Origin of the sequence: Reichenbachiella sp., from assembly GCF_033344935.1 — a bacterium.
Classification (GTDB): Bacteria; Bacteroidota; Bacteroidia; order Cytophagales; family Cyclobacteriaceae; genus Reichenbachiella.
On record NZ_JAWPMM010000001.1, the window covers coordinates 2,773,691 to 2,793,009 of the forward strand.

General features: G+C 39.8%; 23 protein-coding genes. 11 read left to right on the forward strand and 12 right to left on the reverse strand.

Features of this window, described 5'->3' with window-relative positions; genetic code table 11:
* Positions 1-23: 23 nt before the first annotated feature.
* The 7 genes from R8N23_RS12080 (at position 24) to R8N23_RS12110 (ending at position 8,178) form a co-directional block, all read left to right on the forward strand.
* Entirely contained in the window at positions 24-635 is a 612-nt protein-coding gene (locus R8N23_RS12080; RefSeq protein ID WP_318171857.1) for a hypothetical protein, read from the forward strand.
* A gap of 75 nt (positions 636-710) precedes the next feature.
* Positions 711-1,706, forward strand: a complete 996-nt coding sequence (locus tag R8N23_RS12085; RefSeq protein ID WP_318171858.1) for an FKBP-type peptidyl-prolyl cis-trans isomerase — start codon at positions 711-713, stop codon at positions 1,704-1,706.
* A gap of 18 nt (positions 1,707-1,724) precedes the next feature.
* The gene (locus R8N23_RS12090; protein WP_318171859.1) at positions 1,725-2,801 is read left to right on the forward strand and encodes a hypothetical protein; all 1,077 of its coding nucleotides are present in this window, start codon (positions 1,725-1,727) and stop codon (positions 2,799-2,801) included.
* Between the two features lie 150 nt (positions 2,802-2,951).
* Positions 2,952-5,486 (forward strand): DNA gyrase subunit A, encoded by a 2,535-nt coding sequence (gene gyrA, locus R8N23_RS12095; RefSeq protein ID WP_318171860.1) that lies wholly within the window; start codon positions 2,952-2,954, stop codon positions 5,484-5,486.
* Between the two features lie 49 nt (positions 5,487-5,535).
* Positions 5,536-6,735 (forward strand): tetratricopeptide repeat protein, encoded by a 1,200-nt coding sequence (locus R8N23_RS12100; RefSeq protein ID WP_318171861.1) that lies wholly within the window; start codon positions 5,536-5,538, stop codon positions 6,733-6,735.
* 66 nt (positions 6,736-6,801) lie between these two features.
* Complete coding sequence (locus R8N23_RS12105; protein WP_318171862.1) at positions 6,802-7,215, forward strand: OmpA family protein; 414 nt, start codon at positions 6,802-6,804, stop codon at positions 7,213-7,215.
* Between the two features lie 315 nt (positions 7,216-7,530).
* Positions 7,531-8,178, forward strand: coding sequence for an MCP four helix bundle domain-containing protein (locus tag R8N23_RS12110; RefSeq protein WP_318171863.1), 648 nt, complete (start codon positions 7,531-7,533; stop codon positions 8,176-8,178).
* A 392-nt stretch (positions 8,179-8,570) separates the two neighbouring features.
* On the opposite strand, the gene trhA is transcribed toward R8N23_RS12110, so the two are convergent.
* Positions 8,571-9,242 carry a PAQR family membrane homeostasis protein TrhA gene (gene trhA, locus R8N23_RS12115; RefSeq protein WP_318171864.1) on the reverse strand — a complete coding sequence of 224 codons (672 nt, stop codon included), beginning with the start codon at positions 9,240-9,242 and terminating at the stop codon, positions 8,571-8,573.
* A gap of 237 nt (positions 9,243-9,479) precedes the next feature.
* Here trhA and R8N23_RS12120 point away from each other — a divergent pair, with 237 nt between their 5' ends.
* The 3 genes from R8N23_RS12120 to R8N23_RS12130 are packed head-to-tail and all read left to right on the forward strand — an operon-like array spanning position 9,480 to position 11,935.
* Positions 9,480-10,454, forward strand: a complete 975-nt coding sequence (locus R8N23_RS12120) for an oxidoreductase family protein (protein ID WP_318171865.1) — start codon at positions 9,480-9,482, stop codon at positions 10,452-10,454.
* On the forward strand, positions 10,451-11,338 hold the full coding sequence (locus R8N23_RS12125) for an inositol monophosphatase family protein (protein ID WP_318171866.1): 888 nt from the start codon (positions 10,451-10,453) through the stop codon (positions 11,336-11,338). The genes R8N23_RS12120 and R8N23_RS12125 overlap by 4 nt, the downstream gene beginning before the upstream one ends.
* A 3-nt stretch (positions 11,339-11,341) precedes the next feature.
* On the forward strand, positions 11,342-11,935 hold the full coding sequence (locus R8N23_RS12130; RefSeq protein WP_318171867.1) for a hypothetical protein: 594 nt from the start codon (positions 11,342-11,344) through the stop codon (positions 11,933-11,935).
* A gap of 194 nt (positions 11,936-12,129) precedes the next feature.
* Here the strand turns inward: R8N23_RS12130 and R8N23_RS12135 are convergent, their stop codons facing one another.
* The 5 genes from R8N23_RS12135 to R8N23_RS12155 all read right to left on the reverse strand — a co-directional run bounded on the left by R8N23_RS12135 (position 12,130) and on the right by R8N23_RS12155 (position 14,248).
* Positions 12,130-12,426, reverse strand: coding sequence for a type II toxin-antitoxin system RelE/ParE family toxin (locus R8N23_RS12135; RefSeq protein ID WP_318171868.1), 297 nt, complete (start codon positions 12,424-12,426; stop codon positions 12,130-12,132).
* On the reverse strand, positions 12,413-12,670 hold the full coding sequence (locus tag R8N23_RS12140; RefSeq protein ID WP_318171869.1) for a type II toxin-antitoxin system ParD family antitoxin: 258 nt from the start codon (positions 12,668-12,670) through the stop codon (positions 12,413-12,415). Before R8N23_RS12140 ends, R8N23_RS12135 begins: the two co-directional genes overlap by 14 nt.
* 223 nt (positions 12,671-12,893) lie before the next feature.
* A complete protein-coding gene (locus R8N23_RS12145; protein WP_318171870.1) occupies positions 12,894-13,442 on the reverse strand; it encodes an NAD(P)H-dependent oxidoreductase in 549 nt (182 codons plus the stop codon).
* 3 nt (positions 13,443-13,445) lie between these two features.
* A complete protein-coding gene (locus R8N23_RS12150) occupies positions 13,446-13,901 on the reverse strand; it encodes a DoxX family protein (protein WP_318171871.1) in 456 nt (151 codons plus the stop codon).
* Positions 13,902-13,909: 8 nt separating this feature from the next.
* On the reverse strand, positions 13,910-14,248 hold the full coding sequence (locus tag R8N23_RS12155; RefSeq protein ID WP_318171872.1) for a hypothetical protein: 339 nt from the start codon (positions 14,246-14,248) through the stop codon (positions 13,910-13,912).
* 208 nt (positions 14,249-14,456) lie between these two features.
* On the opposite strand from R8N23_RS12155, the gene greB reads away from it, so the two are divergent.
* Positions 14,457-14,921 (forward strand): transcription elongation factor GreB, encoded by a 465-nt coding sequence (gene greB / locus R8N23_RS12160; protein ID WP_318171873.1) that lies wholly within the window; start codon positions 14,457-14,459, stop codon positions 14,919-14,921.
* Between the two features lie 65 nt (positions 14,922-14,986).
* Here greB and R8N23_RS12165 read toward each other — a convergent pair whose 3' ends face one another.
* The 6 genes from R8N23_RS12165 to R8N23_RS12190 all read right to left on the reverse strand — a co-directional run bounded on the left by R8N23_RS12165 (position 14,987) and on the right by R8N23_RS12190 (position 19,224).
* Positions 14,987-15,946, reverse strand: coding sequence for an aldo/keto reductase (locus R8N23_RS12165; protein ID WP_318171874.1), 960 nt, complete (start codon positions 15,944-15,946; stop codon positions 14,987-14,989).
* A 101-nt stretch (positions 15,947-16,047) separates the two neighbouring features.
* Positions 16,048-16,875 (reverse strand): pirin family protein, encoded by an 828-nt coding sequence (locus tag R8N23_RS12170; RefSeq protein WP_318171875.1) that lies wholly within the window; start codon positions 16,873-16,875, stop codon positions 16,048-16,050.
* A gap of 4 nt (positions 16,876-16,879) precedes the next feature.
* Positions 16,880-17,443 carry an NAD(P)H-dependent oxidoreductase gene (locus R8N23_RS12175; protein ID WP_318171876.1) on the reverse strand — a complete coding sequence of 188 codons (564 nt, stop codon included), beginning with the start codon at positions 17,441-17,443 and terminating at the stop codon, positions 16,880-16,882.
* 3 nt (positions 17,444-17,446) lie between these two features.
* Complete coding sequence (locus tag R8N23_RS12180) at positions 17,447-17,902, reverse strand: DoxX family protein (protein ID WP_318171877.1); 456 nt, start codon at positions 17,900-17,902, stop codon at positions 17,447-17,449.
* A gap of 8 nt (positions 17,903-17,910) precedes the next feature.
* Complete coding sequence (locus R8N23_RS12185) at positions 17,911-18,567, reverse strand: hypothetical protein (protein WP_318171878.1); 657 nt, start codon at positions 18,565-18,567, stop codon at positions 17,911-17,913.
* A 54-nt stretch (positions 18,568-18,621) separates the two neighbouring features.
* Positions 18,622-19,224, reverse strand: a complete 603-nt coding sequence (locus R8N23_RS12190) for a Crp/Fnr family transcriptional regulator (protein ID WP_318171879.1) — start codon at positions 19,222-19,224, stop codon at positions 18,622-18,624.
* Positions 19,225-19,319: the final 95 nt, after the last annotated feature.

A 19,319-nucleotide genomic window follows, 5' to 3' on the forward strand; every position in this document is an offset into this window, starting at 1 on the left:
CTAGAGTAACAAAATGCTTGGGAATGTTTACTGAATATGAAATTGAGACTCTTATAGAAAACGAGGTCATCCAAAAGGCCACGTTTGAGCTAAAGAAAGAGTTTATTAAAAATGAAGCACCTTATCTCGAAATCACCGATCAAGATTTTTTCTCTCTAATTGTCATGGCTCCTACAGTGGGAGTGGCCCTGGCCAATGGCAGCGTTAGTTTGTGGGAAGAAATGGCTCTCAATAAAAAGGCAAGAAAGCTATCAAAAGGAGGTTATTTTATGAAAAAGGACCCGGTTGTTTTTGGACTCAAGTATTTGATTAAGCAATACGACAACTGGGAAGGTGAGTTTCTTAAAATCATTAGGCTCACCATGGAACAAGCGTTTGATGTCAGTAACCTGGAGAAAGATTTTGATTCTAACAAAACGGTAACTGAATCAGAGTACAGAGATGAAGTCTTGAAAGCACCGTATATTTTTATTCGGTTTCTTTCCTCATTTTTTCTGGACGATGATGAAGACATCATCAGCCCGAGAAAAATTTCTAAAGTTGATTTCGGTCGAGTACAGTCTATTGGAGAGAAATTGGGCTTGCATAAAATTCCTCTGTTTCATTACTTCTGTAGTACGTTTATTGTGAAATAAATGAAAGGAAGATATTACCAAAATTTATTTCCTTTCTCGTCGTTATTTCATCAATTTGTGTAAAATTTCTAAATCTTGATTTTTAAATTAAAATTCCCTCAAATTTTATTGGGGCTGGTCGCTCTTTATTCACTCTCGCAATGTGGTGATAGTTCAGATTCTACTGATTTGGGTCAGGCTGCCTTAGACCAAGCTGCGATCGAAGCGTACATAGCCGACAATGATTCTAACGCTGTAGCTCATGAATCAGGAATATACTATTCTATATTGGATACAGTTCCAACGGGTGCAGCAGCAAATGGGGCGATTTTGAGTGTCTATTATTCTGCCAAAGTAATGAATGGCAATGCTTATGATATTAATAGCCGATCAGATGGCGATGATTCTGTGAAGCTTAAACAAGGAGTAGACGCAGTGTTCCCAGTTGGATTAGATATTGGACTAGGTCTAATGAGAGAAGGTGAAACCTTCCGTTTTTATATACCATCCACTTTAGGCTATCAGGACTATTCTTTTAGTTCTTTAATTCCAGAAAATTCCATTTTAGAAATCGAAATAGAGGTAGCGGCAGTTCAAAATGAAGGAGATATTATTGCAGCGGAACTGGCAGCTATCGATGCATACATTATTAGTGAGAACTTAAACGATACCATTGCTCATCCTAAGGATTCTGTTGAATATCTCGCTGCTCAGCAGATTTATTATAAGCGGTTGTCTCAAGGAACAGAAAACGATACGTTGAGAAACAACGATATTTCAACCATCAGTTATGTCGGAAGAACTTTGGCTGGAGAGGAATTCGATCGAAGATCAAATGCTGCGCCACTGACTTATACATTTGGAACCAACACGATCATTGCGGGGCTGGACGAAGGCATATCTGAAATGGAAAGGGGAGAAAGCGCACTAATTATCTTACCTTCGCACAAGGCATACGGAGAGAGTGTTTTTGTGGTCCCTTCGTATAGAAAACAAGATTTTGTAGACTTAGAAATTATTCCTTTGTATGCTGCTAAAGTAGCACCATATGAAATTGTGTTATTTGAAACCAGCCTATTAAATAATCCTTAACAAACGATCAACAGGTAATTGAAATTTAGACTGCTATTATATCTGGTAATATGTTCTGTCACCGTACAGGCGCAGGAGTATCCAATAGATCCTGATGATATTTATAGGTCACCCGTTAGAGCCGTTCTCAATCAATTTTCTATAACGGTCACCACAGGATATAACTCTACCAAGTACAGCCATGATCTAAGTGGTTTTTGGTATTTACAATCGGCAACAGAGCAGTTTATTTCACCCAACACTGGCGAGCCTTTGGGAACAGAGTTCGACGTCTACAACAATTGGTTTAATAACCCGGCATTATCGCAGGCTGTGGTGCTTATTGATACTTTTGACGTGCCTTATCCACCTATTGCCAATCCGGTCAACAATCCGTTGCTACTTAGGGATTTACAAGCCTACAATGCAGATTCGCTGGGTTTGGGGTTTGAAGGTAAAAGTTGGGGTATTCCAATCAATCTTGGTGTAAGGTACAATTACAAGGAGTTTAGAGTAGGACTTGGGTTAGGTTTAGAGTTTCACACGGTCAAATCTTTGAGTCCAACCGTTGATGGTTTAAACATCAGAAATTACGAGCCCGATTTTAAGAAGGCGGTGTTTTTCAGTTATTACTTAAACCTTGGTTATAGATTCTATGATTTCTGGGATTGGTCATTTGCGGGTGAAATTGAAATAGGAAAGCAGAACATGGGTAAGAAGTTCAATAAAGGTTTAATGAATCAAGGGGTGTTTTTCAACTTAGGCGTTTCCATAGAGAAAAATTTATCAGAATACTTCAGGGTCGTCATTAAGCCATCTTATGACTTTAAAAATTACACCATGAGCGTGCCTGAAACTGGATTGAGTGTACAGCATAAAAACCCTACATTCAAAGTTAATTTTGGTGTGAGTATCACTATTCCTGAGATCAGAAGGTCTCCGATGAAAAGTGATCATGTCCAGCTCAAACACTTGTATACAGACCCTCAAACTGGACGTGTAGAAGAGGTGAGGGGACAGCCTATTTGGAAAAAGCAAAACCCAAAAGTTGGAGAAAATCATCGGAAACTATGGCGGTATAGATTCAAAAATAGGAAGAAATTAAACCCGTATTGATCGATGGTTTAGTCATGGATTTTTTCCTCTCTTTTTGACCTAAAAAATAGTTTAATTCTTTCGCTGATATTGTTGGTTCAGATAGTGAATTTTAGGTAATATTTTAGTTAAATTGCGCACTTAATTTTGCTTGTCATTATTTAAAATTTTATGGCTGAAGACAACGAAAACCTACCTTTAGGCGATCAGAATATAATACCTATCAATATTGAAGATGAAATGCGTGGCGCATACATTGATTATTCAATGTCAGTCATCATTTCGAGAGCATTACCAGACGTACGAGACGGATTAAAACCTGTGCACAGAAGAGTGCTTTATGGTATGCTGGATTTAGGTGTTTTACACAACAGAGCTTATAAGAAGTCTGCAAGAATTGTCGGGGAAGTGCTCGGTAAGTATCACCCACATGGTGACTCTTCAGTTTATGACACCATGGTGCGTATGGCTCAGGAATGGTCCTTGCGATATCCATTGGTGGATGGTCAAGGTAACTTTGGTTCTGTTGATGGTGATTCACCAGCAGCCATGCGTTATACGGAGGCCAGGTTGAAAAGAATGGCAGAAGAGCTTCTGCACGACATTAACAAGGAGACCGTTGATTTTCAGCCCAACTTTGATGACTCCCTGAAAGAACCTCAGGTGTTGCCTGGTAAGTTCCCTAACCTATTGGTCAATGGTACGTCTGGTATCGCCGTTGGTATGGCGACCAATATGGCTCCGCACAACTTGACAGAAGTGGTCAACGGAACCATCGCCTACATCGACAACAATGATATCGAGATTCCGGAGTTGATGCAGCACATTACGGCTCCTGATTTCCCGACTGGAGCTACAATTTACGGCTATCAGGGCGTTCGTTCAGCTTATGAGACAGGTAGAGGTCGAGTAGTGCTAAGAGCAAAGGCCGAATTTGAAACGCTAAAATCTGGTAAAGAGCAGATCATTATATCTGAAATTCCATATCAGGTAAACAAAGCCAGCATGATCGAAAAGACGGCTGCTTTGATTAACGATAAGAAATTAGAAGGTATATCAGACATCAGAGATGAGTCGGATAGAGACGGAATGCGTATTGTGTATGACATCAAAAAAGATGCGATACCAAACATCGTTCTAAACAACCTTTATAAATACACCCAACTTCAATCTTCTTTCGGGGTAAATAATGTGGCGCTGGTGAAAGGTCGACCACAAACTTTGAACCTCAAAGATTTGATCAAGTACTTCGTAGAACACAGACACGAAGTAGTGATCAGAAGAACTCAATATGAGTTGACTGAAGCGGAGAAAAGAGCCCATATTCTAGAAGGCTATTTGATTGCCCTGGATAATCTTGATGAGGTGATCAATCTTATTAGAGCATCCAGAGATCCTGAAATCGCTAAAGCTGGTTTGATGGAGAAGTTTGGTTTGAGCGAGATTCAAGCCAAGGCAATTCTTGAAATGAGGCTTCAGAGACTTACAGGTCTTGAAAGAGAAAAAATCCAGAAGGAATACGATGAGATCATGAAGTTGATCGATCACTTGAAGGCCATTCTTGAAAGTGAAGAGATGCGTATGGATATCATCAAAGAAGAACTTACTGAACTAAGAGAAAAGTACGGTGATGAACGTCGTTCGGAAATTGAGCATGCGGCCGATGATTTCACTGCAGAAGATATGATTCCGGATGAAGAAATGGTCATTACCATTTCTCATGAAGGGTATATTAAAAGAACACCTCTAACTGAGTACAGAACGCAGGGTAGAGGTGGAGTAGGATCACGGGGTGCTTCCACCAAAACTGATGATTTTACTGAGCACTTGTTTGTCGCTTCTACGCACAATTACTTATTGATTTTCACTGAGTTAGGTAAAGTCTTCTGGAAAAAGGTTTGGGAGATTCCTGAAGGACAGAAAGCAACTAAAGGACGTGCGATCCAGAATTTGATCAATATTGAAAGTGAAGATTCAATCAGAGCGGTAATCAACGTGGATACGCTATCAGATGAAGACTATATCAATAATAACTTCATCGTGATGTGTACGAAACAAGGAGTAATTAAGAAGACTTCACTTGAAGCCTATTCAAGACCTCGTCAAAATGGTATCAATGCGATTACCATTCACGAAGGAGACGAATTACTAAATGTGAATCTGACTAATGGAAGCAATCATATCATCATTGCTAAAAAGTCAGGTAAAGCGATTCATTTCAACGAGCAAGATGTTCGTCCAATGGGAAGAACAGCAGCTGGTGTTAGAGCAGTCAGATTAGAAGGAGACGATGATCATGTGATTGGCATGGTTTGCGTGGCTCGAGAAGAAGCTAATCTTCTAGTGGTGACTGAGAAAGGATATGGCAAACGATCTGAGATCGACGCCTATCGAATCACTAAGCGTGGTGGTAAGGGAGTGAAGGCCATGAACATCACTGAAAAAACTGGCGCGCTTGTTGCAATCAAGGAAGTGGTTGATACCGATGACCTGATGATCATCAATAAATCCGGTATTACTATTCGATTGGCTGTGGCAGATCTTCGAGTAATGGGAAGAGCCACTCAGGGTGTTAGACTCATTAAATTGGGAGATAAAGATGAGATTTCATCTGTCGAGAAAATTGAAAAGATAGAAGGTGACGAACCTGAGGTGGATAACCAAGAAGGAGAGACTCCGACAGAAGATAATAAAGACAAAGAGTAAATTAAACCAGATAGTAGGGTTATGAAAGCCCTAGTTAAACATTAAAATTATGAATACAAGTAAACTATTCGTGTTGACGCTTGCCCTATTAATGAGTGTAGCATCTTTCGCTCAGAAAGGGTCTGTAACGAAGGCCGATGCGTATTTAGCTAAAAATGAGTTTGAAAACGCGAAAGCCGAGATAGATGTGGCTATTACTATTGAAAAAAATGCCCTAAAATCTAAAACTTGGTTTGTGAGAGGTAAAATCTATCAAGCCATAGCAACTAGTACTGATGAAGCGGTATCTTCTCTTGATGCAGATGCTTTAGATAAGTCAGTTGAAGCTTACAACAAGGTATTGGAAATGGACAAAGAGACAAGTCCTAATAACCTGATCTCAAATACGAACCTTGATGCGATGTGGGGTAACTACATCAATATCGGTGGTACTGTGTATGGAGAAGAAAAGTATGGAGAAGCACTGGCTGCTTTCGAAAAGGCACTAAAAGTTAAGCCAACAGATTCAGTGACTTTATTGTACGCGGGAGTTGCTGCACAGCAGTCTGGAGACAATGACAAGACTTTGGATTACTATTATCAAATGGTAGATGCTAATATTGCCAATGGCGATGTAATATCTACTTTGATTTATCTAGAAAGAACTTACAAAGAAGACAACGAAAAAGCGTTGGACTTGGTAAGAAAAGCAAAAGAACTTTATCCTACTGAATCAAAATTTGGTCAGGAAGAAATCAGCTTGCTTTTGACTATGGATAAGGTAGACGAAGCTAGAACTAAACTTGAGGCTGCTATAGAAGAAGATCCTACTAACGTTAATTTACACTTGAACCTTGGTGTACTTTATGATAACCTGGGTAGCGCAAAATTAGAAGCAGGTGAAAAGGAAGTAGCTAGAGAAAACTATAACAAGGCTAAGGAAGCATACCTAAATGCGATTAAAGTTGATGGTGATAACTATGTAGCTAATTTTAACACAGGTGTAATCTATGTGAATCTGGCCAAAGAATACTACGACGAAGTTCGTGATATGAACTTGAAGGATTACGATAAATATGGTCCTGCTAAATTGGCTAAAGCTGACAAAATTTTGAAGGAAGGTCTACCATACATGGAAAAAGCGACAACTATTCAGCCTGATGATATTGCAGGTTTGAAGGCGCTTCAGCAAATGTATACACAATTGAAAATGATGGATAAGGCTGAGGCTATTTTGGATAAAGTAGACGCCTTGGAAGCAGGTCAATAAAAGACAATCGAAGTCTTTGACTTCAAAGCCGAGTAACCAGAACAAGCATATTTCGTATGTTTGGAAATGGTTTCTCGGTTTTTTTATGTCCTTTCCCTGACGTTAATCTCGTTACAGAGTTTTGCTCAGACCGAACACATTAGAAAGAGTATTTACTTTCCTGGTGGCCAATACTATATTACACCCTACCAGATTCAAGAACTCCGCCACTTTTTAGACTCGATTCCAGATCTCAATCATTTTAATATTACCATTCATAGCCATACAGATAATATTGGCGGAGCTGCATACAATCAGTGGCTCTCTGAAATGAGAAGTGCTACTACCGTCCACGAGCTTGTTGACAACAATGGCATTCGAATAGAATCTATAGAACAAAAAGATTTTGGACAATTCAATCCAATCTATGACAACAGCACTTCTCAAGGGCGGCAGATGAACAGGAGAGTAGATATTATCTTTTGGCCTATTTCCCTTTAATGAATGGGGCTGTCAGGCTACAATACAGAATTTTGAATTTTCATTTTTCAGCTGAAAGCTTGTTAGAGAATTAATTTATAGAGCTCATAAACCTGTAATGATTACTCAGGAAATTGTGAGAAGATTTATGCACTTGATGGAAAGTGGATTTGATACTGATGAGGTCTCATTGATTAAAAAGAGATTATAATAATCAGGTCTGCTGACTTCCGATTCTATTTTTCCCCCAACATTCTTTACTTTAACCGAGTATTAACCATTAAGACATTTGTGCAGAATGACACAGGTGACTTTGATGTACAAAAAACTTAGCATATGAAATGGACTTATTCGATTGAACAAAAGGTAAAAGCGGCCTCTTCCCTGGCCATTGTTTTCCTACTGGTCCTGGCTACCAATTTGTTAGATAGAAATCATTTTTCTGAGTTGCAGGAGTCCTTTTCATCTGTTTATAAGGATCGTCTGCTGGTAGAGAATTATATTTTCAAACTTTCTGGACTTGTCCATCAGAAACATATGCTTTTGCACTCCAGTGAAGAAAATATAATGAGTTCGAACGATCAACTAAAGATTAACCAGAAGATAGATGCGCTGCTCGTTGAATACGAAAAAACCAAATACACGGCAAAAGAAACCCGGCTGTTTCAAGAGTTCAAAACTAAACTCCTTGATGTTCGCGAATTGGAGAGTCAATTTCAAAAGGATAGTAATTCGATAACACTACGAGGTGAAATTGAAAAGAAGCACCTTCAACTTATTACCTTGCTTGAGGGCTTATCCAATATCCAAATGGAAGAAGGAGAAAGGCTCATCAATCAATCGAATGATGTTATCAAAACCAGTCATTCTATTTCCAGGATAGAAATCATTATCCTCATCTGCATGGGTATCTTTGCCCAAGCCTTGATATTGGCATCCAAAACATTGAAACCAAAAAAGCCTCAAAATTTTAATCTGAATTAAGAATAAAAGGGGGCATTCTGTAAAGTTGGTAGGGAAATTTAATATAATCAAAAATGCATCTTGACTTGATTGAATGTGACCTGTGAACAGAGGTTAAAACTAATGTTTCTCAACGATGTTTTCGCCTCGCCGGCTAGGCCTTACTTTCTTTCTTGAAAAAGAAAGTAATCAAAGAATTCAAGGCTGTTATTCATTTCTTAACGCCTTTTTCAACATGAAATCAGAATCAAAAAGAAACTCGTCCATTCTAGTGATCGTAAATATTTTTATTCATTCTAGGACTCAAACAGTCCTTTTGATTTTATCTGATTTCATGTTGAAAAAATCTAAAATGAATAAATGCCAGTAATAAAAAAATCACATGCCCCTATAAAAGTGAAGCATATTGTTCTTTAATGCGCTTGTTCTTGCTGTCGGATAGACTGGAGTAGAAAGGCCCAATGATAAGCAACGCCCATTAGTACAGCGATGTGGAATAATTCATGAGGACCAAAATAACCGGGTACGATGGAAGGGTATTTGAACATATCGATGACAGCACCAATGATATAAGCCAAACCGCCATAAACCACATATTTAATGGATAGCAATCCTCTCATTTTCAATATACCAATCACCGAAATGAGCCCTAAACAGCCAAATGAAATGAAAACTATGTGGGTTAGGAAATCAGGTAACTCGTTGAAATAGATGGAGCCAAAAGTAATGCCCAATAGCGCAATAACAGAAGCCAGGATAATAATAATCCATTTGAGCATGCCTTTGAATAAAATCATGTGAATAGAAATCAAACTTCCGGCAATCATTAAAAAAATGCCAGCATGATCAATGATTCTTAAGATATATCTGGCATCTAAATCTCTGGAGACCAAATGATAAACACCACTCATCGACAATAAAAACAAACTAGAGAAGCCGTAAATGATTACGGGCCAGGGACGTTTCCTGCCAATACCATCTTTTTTGAAAAGGTAATACAGTAGTATACACACCGCTATAGCGCCAATCAAATGACTCCACGAGTCAATCGGATCTTCAAAACCATACAATGCACGCGTTTCCATTTGTGATTAATTTATTCGAGTATGTATCATAAAGCATACCAAAGGCGAAAATTTCATGTTATCAATGGCCTATCTTCCCTGGCAGTCCAACCTAAACGTCTTTTAATAATTTAAGTTTTTCCTTTTTAAAATGCCATTTCATTCGATGAACACCGCCAATACCCATGACCAGTAAGCATTTTTGCTATAGAGGAATTTTGATACACTCATTGAAACCATTAGCATTGTATTCTATCTATGACCGAACAATTAGCTGAAATCATTCTCAAGGCTACTCAGGCCAAGTCCATTATCAATACCAGTCTCATTCAGGAACTTTGGAGTGGCTATGGTCAGATCTTGCGGTGCGAACTGGAAGAAGGTTTAAGCCCGTCGGTTATTGTAAAACATGTACAGCCACCCAATCAGAGTCATCATCCCAGAGGTTGGAATACGAACCTTTCGCATGAGCGAAAACTGAAATCCTATCAGGTAGAAATCAATTGGTACAATGATTTGGCGCATCGCTGTGATGATTACTGTCGAGTTCCAGATACCATTCACCTTCAGGACCGTCAGGGTGAAATGCTGATGATCATGGAAGACTTGAATGCAGCGGGATTTCCTATCAGAAAATCAGAGGTATCGATACCTGAGATCAAAGCCTGTCTGAGTTGGTTAGCGCATTTCCATGCCAAATTCATGGGAGTGAAGGGAGATGGGCTCTGGCCAGTGGGAACCTATTGGCATCTTGATACCAGGCCCGATGAATTGGAAGCCATGCAGAACAAAAAACTAAAGGCTGCAGCACGTGAAATTGACAAGACTTTGACCGGTGCCAAATACCAAACTTTAGTACATGGTGATGCGAAATTGGCCAACTTTTGTTTTTCAGAAAAAGGTCAAAAAGTAGCGGCTGTAGACTTCCAATATATTGGCCAAGGATCCGGGATGAAAGACGTCGCTTACTTCTTAAGCAGTTGCTTGCATGAAGAGAACTTAAGTGTCTGTGAGACAGAGCTTTTAAGATTCTATTTTGAAACTTTAAAAAAGGCTTTAGTACTATATGATCAACTGGTTGATTTTGAGGAAATTCAGCAGGAGTGGAGCAAGCTTTACGACTATGCCTGGACCGACTTTTATCGCTTCCTCGATGGCTGGAGTCCTGGACATTGGAAGATGCACGATTACAGTGAAAACATTAAAAACAAAGTACTGAAACAGCTGTCTTGAAATTGAGTACAAACGATATCCAATCACTGGCTCAAGTGGCGCAAAAAGCGACACATATAGCAGCAGCATATATTCAGTCGCAAGTAAAAGAGACACATCATATTGAGCTAAAAGATGGGATAAAAAACCTGGCCACTCAGGTGGTCACGGCGATTGACCTGGAAAGTCAAAGGCTGATCCTGGAGGAGTTGAAGCCAAGCCTAACAACCTATGATTTAGGTTTACTCACCGAGGAGCTTCCAGACGATGGTTCGCGATTAGGTAAAGATTATTTCTGGTGTATCGATCCATTGGATGGTACTTTGCCTTTTACAGAACAGGAACCTGGCTATGCGGTATCTATCGCATTAATAAATCAGGCTGGCGATCCAATTATAGGCGCCATAGCAGATCCGTATCAGAAGGAGTATTGGTTAGGAATCAAAGGGAGTGGGGTTTTAAAAAATGACGAGCCCTATGAGTTTGAGCAAAAGACTAAAACACTGGTTTGTCAGTTGGACAGAAGCTTTTTAACATCAGCAAGTTATGAGCCCACTGTTGATGCCTTACAATCACTCTGTCGATCACAAGGATATGAAGAAATGGCAATAAGCACAGGCAAAGGCGCTGTAATGAACGTTATGAGCTTACTGACTGAAGGATCAGGATGTTATGTTAAATGGCCGAAAACTGACCGGGGTGGCGGGTGTATCTGGGACTATGCCGCGACAAGGCTTATATTTGAAGTGTTGGGTTTGCCTGTGAGTACTGCATCAGGAATGGATCTGCCATTAAACCAGAAGGAGGTTTATATGAACAATCATGGAGTGATATATTCAACTTCGCAGTCACTGCAACAAGAAATAATACGAATAGGCAAGCAATTGCATCAAGGAGCAAAATAGCATATGGAAGAGCAAGCAGAGCGACCAAACAATCACAGGCCCATACCCAAATTATTTTATGATGATCTCACAGGAGCTATGATGAGTAATTGTATATCGTGTGAACAGGATTTGCTCCATAATGACATGCCATATTTTATAGAAAAAGCCATCAAACCGCAGCTGGGCTATGAGGTGTATGCAACCATTTTTGAATATGCCATGTGTGTGCGCTGTATGCAGCAACACAAGAGTAAAATCTCCGCATCGTCTATGGCGAATATCAATAAGTATTTTCAGGAACAAATAGATCTCAGCCGTAGGCAGTACCTGGTGGCCAATGAATTGTTTGATGATTTGAATCTGTGGCTGGAGTATTGCGTGGCTACGGACAAGCATATCAAATCTATTGGTGAATGCCAGATCTATGCGCAATGCTTAGGCGATCAATTGGTGATGGGTGAATGTCCATACATGATCAGCGGGGAAGCGCTGGATGCTGTGGTGGGATTGTTATCCGCTGAAACGATAGACGGCTTCAACAAACTCAAAGACGAGCTGGTAGGGCCATCAGAATTTCAGGATTTACTCAAAGGTGGCCCAAGGGTGTTGTTGTAATTCGAATTCAATTCTAAATGAATAAATAGTATAAAACAGTAACAGGGGTCATTCTCCCTAAATTCAATTTAACATAATATAAATTATGTAACAGGTTACTACCAGTTACATAATTCGCGTTATTTTAAATATGCTTGAACGGTTTTGATATGAGATATATTGTCAATATAAAACGCTTAAATGATCAAAGGAAATTACAAATCCAAGTGTCGTTGATAATCCATGCTTTGACTTAAAGTTCTCACAACGAAAATCCCAGATTCCGATTGTAGATAAAAAATCATATGTGACTTGTATACAAATCGCTTAAGTGATGGGTAAAATTCAGAAGCATCTCTACCGATATTAGTATTTTCTGCTAATGTATTAAATAGATCATGTAACCCAATCATATATTCTTGTGATTGTATCAATCCGAATTTCTCAATTCCATATTCATATATTTCTGAAATATCCGCCTCACACTCGATAGAAAGCTTATAGGCGCCCATCCACTTTCATTTTAGCTTCAACCTTCTTCATGATATCAGGAATTGTACTTTCGCTAATACCGCTTTCAAGACCTTTTGCAATAGCCGATTTCAAATTAGAAAATTTTGTGTTTTTAGATTGATCTTGACGAACAAGGTGACGCAGATACTCACTATCATTTGTAAATTCACCAGAAGTTATTTGTGCCTTAATCCATTTATCCTGTTGATCAGTAAATGTTATTGTTTTTCTAACAGTTGCCATAACTATAATATTAAGCAGATAATCATACTATTGGTGTAATATTAATTCATATTGACTACATATACAATTACTATCATAAGTTATAAACAACCATTTGACCGCACACTTTCATTTTTCCACTCCCCTTTTGCCAGCTCAGGAAAAGCTGAAAGAGTCCTAGTTACTACCAGTAATGGTTATGGTTCGGTTTAGTTGCTCTTTTCATTTTCTTTTAATCTTAAGGTTAGACAGTTTCAACTTTTTCTAAGGCTTGCTCAAAAAGCATTACCTGGTGATCTAGCTTTGACGCTAATTCAGTATTGGTAATCCCGGCGTTTGAGAAGTTGTCATAAAATGAGGGCAATGAGAATTCAGCCACAATATCACCTTCCATGAATGGGAAAGAAGATTTAGCGGCAGAAAGCACGCTCACACCCCCACGTTCACCTGGGGAAGTCGCCATCAACAGGATGGGCTTTCCTTTCCATATTTTCATATCAATTCTGGAAAGCCAGTCGATTAGATTTTTAAAGACTGCAGTATATGTGCCGTTGTGTTCTGCTAGAGAAATCACCAATCCATCTGCTGATTCGATGAGATTGTTGAATTTATGTGCTCCCTCTGGTATTCCAAATTCCTCTTCTGAATCAATACTATATAAGGGCAGCATATAGTGGTATAGGTCAATGACATTAATGGAAGCATCAGCTACTTTACTAGCAGCATGAATGGCCAGTGCTTTATTGATAGATTTACTACTACTACTTGCCCCGAGTGCTATTATCTTTTTCATTTCTTATTTATTTAAAAGTTTTACTAATTGAGTGTCAATCGCATATTTTCCGCTGCCATTGATCAAGACTGCTACTGCAATGCCTATTACCAGTAGCGCATATTCATATCCTTCACCGGCTTGATTGCCGAACCAGTTCATGAAGAAGCCATGTTCTAAATGAGTGGTAAAAATGATGCCTATAAAAAGGCCTGCGACAGCCAGAGACCACAATCTGCTTGCGAATCCAATGAGCAAGGAAATTGATCCGAAGAACTCTATCATGATTACTGCCAAAGCAACAATCCACGGAAGATGCATTTGATTTGTAAAAGCATCCATGGTGCCTGTAAATCCATAGCCTCCAAATAGACCCAACATTTTTTGAGCCCCGTGAGGAAATAGAACTATTCCGAGTGTCAAGCGAGCGGCTAGCGCTCCCCAATTACTTTCTGTGATTAGAATTTTGTTCATCATCATATCATTGTTTATTTATTGTTTAGAAAAATTTTTCGAACGAATAGACCTGGTGATGTTCTGGTCAGCGGAGTATCACCATACTGATCAAAGTCCACAGCCAGTCCAAACTGTGTGGTTTGTATGTCGAATCCAGCTCTTAATTGCTGAAAGCTTCTGGTGGGATGGGAGAATTTATCCCAGCTAGTGAGCATTTGTGCGCTGAATAGCAGTTTCCAATTATTTTCTAATGGTCGAGTTATTTGTATCACCAAGAAAACCTCGCCATTGATAAACCCTGTATCGTCCGCGTGAGCGATGGTGGGAATAGCCGTTAACACAAAATGCGGTGATTGAAAGGCGTATAACATATATGGTGATGCCTAGTTCGGAGGAGAGGTAAAGGAGTGCTTTGTGACGGTTAGGAATTGATTTAATCGCTTTTTTCAATGAAGTAGGCCAACCCGCACAAACAATACATCCACCATTATATTATCTTGCAAAAGTTTTCAATAGCAGATCACTTATATGAGGCGTAAAATCCCAGAATCGACGCTACCGAAACTCAATCGGTCGCCAATGATTACTTCAGAAGGTTTACAAAAATTGAAGGAAGAACATGATCACTTGTGGCGCGTAGAGCGGCCAGATGTTACCAACAAAGTATCCTGGGCGGCAAGCTTGGGAGATCGTTCGGAGAATGCAGACTATCACTACAATAAAAAACGTCTTCGAGAAATTGATAGTCGCCTTCGATATTTGCGTAAGTGCATCGATGACTTCAAGGTGATCGAATACCACCCCAATCAAGAAGGAAAAGTGAATTTTGGTGCTTGGATTGAAGTTAAAAACGAAGCGAAAGGTTTTCAAAGACGTTTTCGTATTGTTGGTTACGAAGAGTTGAAAACTAATAAAGATTATATCTCCATGGACTCTCCTATGGCCAAAGCCCTTCTGGATAAAACTGTTGGAGATGAGGCTGTGGTTAAAACCAAAATGGGTGATTTTGTATGGGAGATTCTTAAAATTGAGTATCAGAAGTAGTATACTAAAATTGACCAGCGTATGGATAAATGACCAAATGAAAATACACATTCGGCTGTATTAGGTCAGTTCCACGCCAATTGTGACCTTTCTTGCCAGTACTGTTTAGGAGGAATGTTGAAGGTTTTTAAAAGTGCGACCTCTTTCTCACTCAAGGTGAAATCGTTCGCTTTTAGATTGTCCGAGATGTGCATTTTATCAGAAGCCCCACTCAAAACCACGAAAGGTGTGATGCTATCCATGCAGAATCGTAAGGCAATAGCATCTATCCCCACCTTGTACTTTTCGGCTAGGTGTGACAACTCACGGTACAGATCAGCGTAGTGTGGCAAATTAAGGTTTGGGAATATCCTCCCGTTAGCCAAAGCCTCTTTCACAACGACTCTTTTGTTCAATCCTGTGAGCGCTCTAATTATATCAAATAGACTTTGATCCAATACATTGTAGGTGACTTGAAACAGGTCAAAGAGTGGCCTGCCGTCTCGTTCAAATTCAATTGCTTTTTCGATAATCTCCTTTTGATTAGCACCGCTGGATGTCAGTCCTATCAGCAAGCCATTCTTGTTTTTCAATTCCCAAAGCCTATCCAAGGCATCCACATGCTCAAATATGCCAGACTCAAAAGTGGCAGAATGAATCTGATATCCCGACAGAAATGGGTGTAGTTTCTGTGATTGCTGCCATTGCTCGTTGAGCTTGTCTAGACTATGTTCTTTGACCTCATGTACCGTCGCCTCAGGATCGAAGTTGGCGACATAGGTGTAGCCCCATTTCGTGGCGATTTCGACATCTTGATACCTCTTTTCCGTGACCCAATCTAAGAGCAGTTGCTCGGCCATGCCATAGCTAGGTGCCGTATCAAAATAACGTATGCCCTGCGCATATGCTTCTTCTAAAATGGACGTGCCATGCGCCTTAAATATCTCCAATTCAAATGCCTTCTCTTCTTCTTGGCGTAGATTGATATACTGAGGTCGTCCTAGGGCAGCTGTTCCGAGTCCGATGAGTTGCAGCTTGTTTTTCATGTGTTATGTCAACTAAAGTTATCTAATTGTTCTTCCCAAGAATACGGCTTAAAGATAACTCTGAAGACTTGATTTATATAAGAGTTTTCAAGTGACCCTTATTATAAAAGCGAATCAAAGGCACCTTTTATAACGAGGTCGCCGTAGATCTTGTTGATCTTATTTTGACTAGCCTCCAAATTGGCTTTAGAGGTATGTACTGAGCCTCTACCTAAAATCAAATCATGTTCAAACTTCTTTGCTGAGCCCAACAAAAAGCTGGCACTATGATCAGTTGAAAATTCAACAGGTTGGCTTCCTTCTTCAAACACAATCAATTCACCAACAGACGCAGCTCGCTCGCCGCTCAATTGTCCTTCGTACACGATCATCCACATGATATCATGTGTGGCTGGTGGTACGTAGGTCCATTTCTCATGAGTCTTAAGGCTTACATCCAGATAGTTCATATCATTTGGAGGATCAATTTTGCTTTTGATTCCTTCATACTCCCCCAAAAGTACTTTGAACCGATCATTTCCAAATATTTCATCTGGAACAACATAAACACTTTTTGCATCAGCGGTCTCGAGCTTTGGAGGAAGAGAAATCCAAAGCTGAAACCCTAGTGTAGGTTGGTCTTTAAGTAGCATTCCCTTGTGCCAAGCTCCGGTACCAGCTTGTAAATACTCAATGTCCCCCGCCCTAAATGATACCTGATGGCCAGTGCTTTCCTCCAGATCGCTGCCTCCTGCGAGGTAATAGGTAAAAGTGGCTATGCCTGAGTGTGGGTGCCACCCAAAACCTGTGCCCTGGGGTGGTACACCATGTATATAATCCAGGAATACAAACGGCTTCATGTCATTTCCTAAACCTGAAGGACTGATAAGGTTCGTTATCATGCCGTGATGTCCCTGGCCTTTGGTTCTATATTTAATGGCTCTTTTCATAGTGTTAAAGTTTTTGATGGATGTCAGCTTCTTCTTGCTCTAATGAATGCTCGAATAAGCCTATTTTTTCATTCAGGATCGATGATAATTCTGAATTAGTAATTCCGGCATTTGAGAAGTTTTCATAAAATGATGGCAGGGAAAAATCTACAATGATATTTCCGCCCATATATGGGAAACCTGATTTTGCCGCAGCAAGTACAGTCCCACCTCCTTGCCCACCAGGTGAAGTAGCCAGGAGAAACATAGGTATGTCTTTCCATACCTTAATGTCGATTCTGGAAAGCCAATCGAACAGGTTTTTAAATACGGCGGTGTAGGTGCCATTGTGTTCCGCTAGCGAAATCACCAATCCATCAGCTGATTGAATGATGTTATTGAATTGATGTGCGGCTTCAGGTATCCCTGACTCTTCTTCTGCATCAACATTATATAATGGTAACTTATAGTCGTTGAGATCTAGTACTGTAATGGAGGCGTCTGCAACTTTACTGGCCACATGAATAGCGAGTGTTTTGTTGATAGAATTCTTACTACTACTTGCCCCGAGTGCGATTATCTTTTTCATTGCTTATTTATTTAAAAGTTTTACTAATTGAGTGTCAATCGCATATTTTCCGCTGCCATTGATCAAGACTGCTACTGCAATGCCTATTACCAATAGCGCATATTCATATCCTTCACCGGCTTGATTGCCGAACCAGTTCATGAAGAAGCCATGTTCTAAATGAGTGGTAAAAATGATGCCTATAAAAAGGCCTGCGATAGCCAGAGACCACAATCTGCTTGCGAATCCAAGGAGCAATGAAATTGATCCGAAGAACTCTATCATGATTACTGCCAAAGCCACAATCCAGGGAAGATGCATTTGATTTGTAAAAGCATCCATGGTGCCTGTAAATCCATAGCCTCCGAATAGACCCAACATTTTTTGAGCCCCGTGAGGAAATAGAACGATTCCGAGTGTCAAGCGAGCGGCTAGCACTCCCCAATTACTTTCTGTGATTAGAATTTTGTTCATCATCATATCATTGTTTATTTATTGTTTAGAAAAATTTTTCGAACGAATAGACCTGGTGATGTTCTGGTCAGCGGAGTATCACCATACTGATCAAAGTCCACAGCCAGTCCAAACTGTGTTCTATTTTTATCTACCCCTACCCTTATTTGCTGGAAGCTTCTGGTGTGCTGGGAGAACTTTTCCCAGTTGGTGAGTATTTGTGCGCTGAGCAGGAGCTGCCAATCGTTTTTTATTGGGAGTGTCCACTGCATCTGCAAAAACATCTCGCCATTGATCAATCCGGTTTGTTCATTGTGGGCTATGGTAGGAATGGCGGTCAGTATAAAATGTTGGGATTTGATCGCATATAAAATGGATAGCCTTTGAGCGTAGCCTGCTATGCTGTTGTAATACAATCCAGGCCCAATCGAAATAGCTTTATTGATGTTCCAATAGATGGTCGCATGAACGCCAGCTTCATCAAATAGGACGCTTTCTTCCTGATGATATTTTTGAAAGAAGGCCAACGTGCCAATAGAAAACTTAGCATGTGCTGTGATTGGTCTTAATGAGAAAGACGTAAAGTCTGTTTTTTGAAGGCCAGAAGCTAGCTCTAGCTGCGTAATCTGCGCCATGCTTCCATGGGTTATGACCATAAAAACAAAGGCTAAAAGTGTGTTTCTCTTTTTCATGATACAAAAGAGACCCCTTCTGTATCCAGGAAAAATAAACTAGTTTAAGAAAAACTACCGTTTGCTCATCTTGCTACGAATCATACTTAAAAACTCCGGAGTGATGCCCAGATAAGCAGCCAAATCCTTTTGAGTGATGCGATGGGCTATATGCGGGTATTTTGTTAAGAAAATTTCATAACGTTCTTCTGCAGTCAATGAAATACCTTGATTGGTTCTTTCTATGTAACTCACCAATGACCGTTGATACAAGTTTCTGTAAAAACGTTCGAACTTTGGTATCTTCTGAAAAAGGCCTTCAAAGCTTTCTTTTGATATCATTAGAAATTCTGAATCTTCTAGCGCTTTGATGAAATAGGATGCAGGTTGCTCCAACATGAAACTGGCCATATCCCCTGTCCAGAAATCTTCAATGGCGAACATGGAAACATGCTCTACCCCATTTCTATCAAGGGAATAAACTTTTAAGCAGCCTTTGGTTACAAAATATTCATACTTTGCCATCTTGCCAGGACGCATGACAAACTCTTTGCGCTTGGCACTCCCACTTTTTAAAAGTGATTTGAATAGGTCTTTTTCTTCATCCGTAAGGTCGATAAAGCGACCTACATTCTGAAAAATTAAATCATAAGAAGATGCTGAGGCCTGATCTTTCATTGAAATAAAAATAGAAAGATATTGATATAAAGCCTAAAACTTCCCTCCCAAGTATAGCTTGGGTACTAAGAGGAGTTATTTTTCTCATTAAGCAA